Source organism: Staphylococcus sp. SA22 (assembly GCF_054165785.1).
Genome location: NZ_JBSZQY010000029.1, coordinates 1 through 4186, shown reverse-complemented (window position 1 = coordinate 4186; position 4186 = coordinate 1). Strand labels below are relative to the sequence as shown.

At 34.7% G+C, this 4186-nt stretch carries 2 protein-coding genes and 1 pseudogene; all 3 read left to right on the top strand.

Annotated elements, in window-relative coordinates:
- Positions 1–302: 302 nt before the first annotated feature.
- Complete coding sequence (locus ACXQH5_RS13585) at positions 303–857, top strand: recombinase family protein (protein ID WP_000576156.1); 555 nt, start codon at positions 303–305, stop codon at positions 855–857.
- A gap of 3 nt (positions 858–860) precedes the next feature.
- The gene (locus tag ACXQH5_RS13580) at positions 861–3779 is read left to right on the top strand and encodes a Tn3 family transposase (protein WP_001240982.1); all 2919 of its coding nucleotides are present in this window, start codon (positions 861–863) and stop codon (positions 3777–3779) included.
- 229 nt (positions 3780–4008) lie between these two features.
- Positions 4009–4134: pseudogene (locus tag ACXQH5_RS13575) on the top strand (helix-turn-helix transcriptional regulator); the annotation flags it as partial.
- Positions 4135–4186 lie beyond the last annotated feature (52 nt).

Sequence of the window (4186 nt, the reverse complement as noted above, 5' to 3'; positions counted from 1 at the left end):
GTAGATAAATTATTAGGTATACTACTGACAGCTTCCAAGGAGCTAAAGAGGTCCCTAGCGCCTACGGGGAATTTGTATCGATAAGGAATAGATTTAAAAATTTCGCTGTTATTTTGTACAATAAGGATAAATTTGAATGGTACCATAAACGACCGTTTATGGTACCTTTTCATTTTCCTGCTTTTTCTAAATGTTTTTTAAGTAAATCAAGTACCAAAATCCGTTCCTTTTTCATAGTTCCTATATAGTTATACTTAATGAGTTATGGTACATTTAAATTATAAAATTAAGGAGGTTTTTTTATGATTTTTGGCTATGCTCGAGTGAGTACGGATGATCAAAATCTTAGTTTACAAATTGATGCACTTACTCATTATGGAATTGATAAATTATTTCAAGAAAAAGTAACTGGTGCGAAAAAAGACCGACCGCAATTAGAAGAAATGATCAACCTACTACGTGAAGGAGATTCTGTTGTCATTTACAAGTTAGATCGAATTTCACGATCAACTAAACATTTGATTGAACTTTCTGAATTATTTGAAGAACTTAGTGTCAATTTTATATCTATTCAAGATAACGTAGATACTTCAACGTCTATGGGAAGATTCTTTTTCCGAGTTATGGCTAGTTTAGCAGAACTGGAACGGGATATTATTATTGAACGAACTAACTCTGGTCTTAAGGCAGCCAGAGTCCGAGGAAAAAAAGGGGGCCGTCCAAGTAAAGGTAAGCTATCAATTGATTTAGCTTTAAAAATGTATGACAGCAAAGAGTATTCTATTCGTCAAATTCTTGATGCCTCTAAATTAAGCAAAACAACCTTTTACCGTTACCTCAATAAAAGGAATGCTTAAGATATGGCTATGAAAAGAATTTTAACTACTTCACAGCGTGAACAACTTCTTTCTGTAGACCACTTATCAGAAGAGGATTTTAAAGCGTATTTTAGTTTTTCTGATTATGATCTGGAGGTTATTAATCAACACCGTGGAAAGGTCAATAAACTAGGATTTGCGATACAACTTTGTTTGGCCCGGTATCCTGGGTGTTCTTTAAGTAATTGGCCGATTAAATCAACCAGACTAACTTCTTATGTGAGTCGACAGCTCCATCTTGATGCAATTGATTTAAATTCATATGATCATAGAAATACACGTGCAAATCACTTCAACGAGATCTTAGAAGTATTCAACTATCATCGATTCGGTAGTGCTAATACACAAAAACAGTTAATAGAATATTTAATTGAACTAGCTTTAGAAAATGATGACTCTATCTATCTAATGAAAAAAACAATTGATTTCTTAACTCGAAAAAGAATTATTTTTCCATCTATAGCTACACTTGAAGACATTATAAGCCGCTGTCGAGATAAAGCAGAAAACAACTTATTTTCAATATTACTCTGTTCATTAACAGATATACAAATTGAAAAACTAGAGAGTTTGTTTCAAATTTATGAAGAGACGAAAATAACTAAACTCGCTTGGCTAAAAGACATTCCAGGTAAGGCAAATCCAGAAAGCTTTATGAGTATTTGTAAAAAAGTGGAAGTGATTGCTTCCATGGGACTCGGGACAATTAATGTCTCCCATATTAATCGGAACAGGTTTCTTCAGCTAGCTAGACTAGGGGAAAATTATGATGCATATGACTTCTCCCGTTTTGAGCTTGAAAAAAGATACTCTTTACTTATTGCTTTTTTAGTCAATCATCATCAATATCTGATCGATCAACTGATTGAGATTAATGACCGCATTTTAGCAAGTATTAAACGCAAAGGGACACGTGATTCACAAGAACAGTTAAAAGAAAAAGGAAAATTGGCTACTAAAAAATTGGAACATTATGCTTCTTTAATTGATGCTCTTCACTTTGCAAAAGATAATGATAGTAATCCTTTTGACGAAATTGAACGAATCATGCCTTGGGAAGATTTAGTACAAGATGGAGAAGAAGCTAAAAAAATTACAGGTAATAAAAATCATGGCTATTTAGAAATGGTTCGAAATAAAGCTAATTACCTCCGAAGATACACGCCAATGTTATTGAGGACCCTTTCGTTCAAAGCAACTCCGGCAGCAAATCCAGTCCTCATGGCCCTAACTCAACTAACTGATTTACACAATAGTGGTAAAAGAAAAATACCGGCAGATACTTCTACTGATTTTGTGAGTAAAAAATGGAAAAGCCTTGTTCGGCCAGAAGAGGGGAAAATAGATCGGTCTTACTATGAGTTAGTAGCTTTCACCGAGCTAAAGAACAATATTCGATCAGGAGATATTTCAGTTGAAGGAAGTATGATCCATCGAAATATTGATGATTACTTAGTTGATTTATCTGCTTGTATTGATTCAGAAACTATTCCAGACACGTTTGAGGACTATTTAAAGGATCGGGAAATAATTTTAGATTTACAGCTTCAATTTTATTCGACAGTTGATAAGAGAATTTCAAGAGCAAACCTTAAAAAGTTGGAAAAAGTTACACCTAGCGAAGCAGAAATATATAGAAAAAAACTTTATTCAATAATTCCTAAGATAAGGCTTAGTGATCTTTTAATTGAGGTGGACAGTTGGACCAACTTTTCACAAGAATTTAGTCATGATTCTACAGGGAAACCGCCGAGTGAACAAGAAAGAAAAATTATTTTTGCTGCTTTGCTGGGTTTAGGGATGAATATTGGTCTTGAAAAAATGGCCCAATCAACTCCTGGAATTTCTTATTCTCAGTTAGCCAATGCCAAACAATGGCGCTTTTATAAAGAAGCTCTGACTCGTGCTCAATCTGTTTTGGTTAATTATCAGTTAAAGCTTCCTGTTGCAGACTTTTGGGGTGAAGGAAAAACCACTGCTTCAGACGGAATGCGCGTCCCAGTGGGCGTCTCAGCTCTAAAATCCGATGTTAATCCACATTACAAAAGTATGGAAAAAGGAGCTACAATGATTCGATCAATAAATGATAGGCATACGACTCATCATATCGAGGTTGCTTCAACTAATACAAGGGAAGCTACTCATACCCTTGATGGCCTACTTTATCATGAAACAGATCTAGATATTGAGGAACATTTTACTGATACAAATGGGTATTCTGATCAGGTGTTTGGAATGACCGCATTACTAGGCTTTGATTTTGAACCTCGCATCAGAAATATAAAAAAATCACAATTATTTTCTATCAAATCACCTTCCTACTACCCTAACTTATCAGAAGATATAAGCGGAAAAATCAATGTAAAAATTATTGAAGAAAACTATGATGAAATTAAACGAATCGCCTATTCGATTCAAACAGGAAAAGTATCTAGTTCTTTACTATTAGGAAAGCTAGGCTCATACGCACGTAAGAATAGAGTAGCTCTTGCACTGAGAGAACTAGGTCGCATTGAAAAGAGCATTTTTATGATAGATTATATTACAGATAGTGAGCTACGGCGAAGGATCACTCATGGACTAAATAAGACAGAAGCGATTAATGCTTTAGCTAGAGAACTATTTTTTGGGCGACGCGGAAAATTTATGGAGCGCGATATTCGCCGACAACTTCAAAGTGCTAGTGCGCTTAATGTGTTAATAAATGCAATAAGTATATGGAACGCCGTCTACTTACAAGCAGCTTATAATTATCTCGTCAAAATAGATCCCGAAGTAACTAAGTATATGAAGCATGTATCTCCTATTAATTGGGAGCATATCACTTTTCTTGGAGAGTATAAATTTGACTTGTTATCTATTCCTAAACACTTAAGAGAATTGAATATAAAAAATAAATAGGCCTTGAAACATTGGTTTAGTGGGAATTTGTACCCCTTATCGATACAAATTCCCACTAAGCGCTCGGGACCCCTAGATAGAGTTCTATATTAGAGATGTAAAGAGTTTTGGTGAAGAGGTTTGTGAGTATGGCTTTTATAACCAGGGTGCAATGAGAAGCACTAACAGCAGCTAGCTTAAGAACGCATAGGATATACTTTTTATGGAAGTCACAGAGGAGGAATAAAATTTGAACAGGATTAACAGAGTAACCTCTATTCTTATTCAGCTGCAATCAAAAAAAATAATTCCTGCCAAAGAAATTGCACAGCGATTTAATATAAGCTTAAGGGTTCTGTTGCAAAGTTTTAAATCTACTATCAAATAAGGTAGAATAATAGAAAAAGATAGCAGGAGGAATGACGATG

Bases quoted from the DNA above. Each gene is read 5' to 3' on its own strand.
- ACXQH5_RS13585 (WP_000576156.1), top strand. From the start codon at position 303: ATGATTTTTGGCTATGCTCGAGTGAGTACGGATGATCAAAATCTTAGT.
- ACXQH5_RS13580 (WP_001240982.1), top strand. From the start codon at position 861: ATGGCTATGAAAAGAATTTTAACTACTTCACAGCGTGAACAACTTCTT.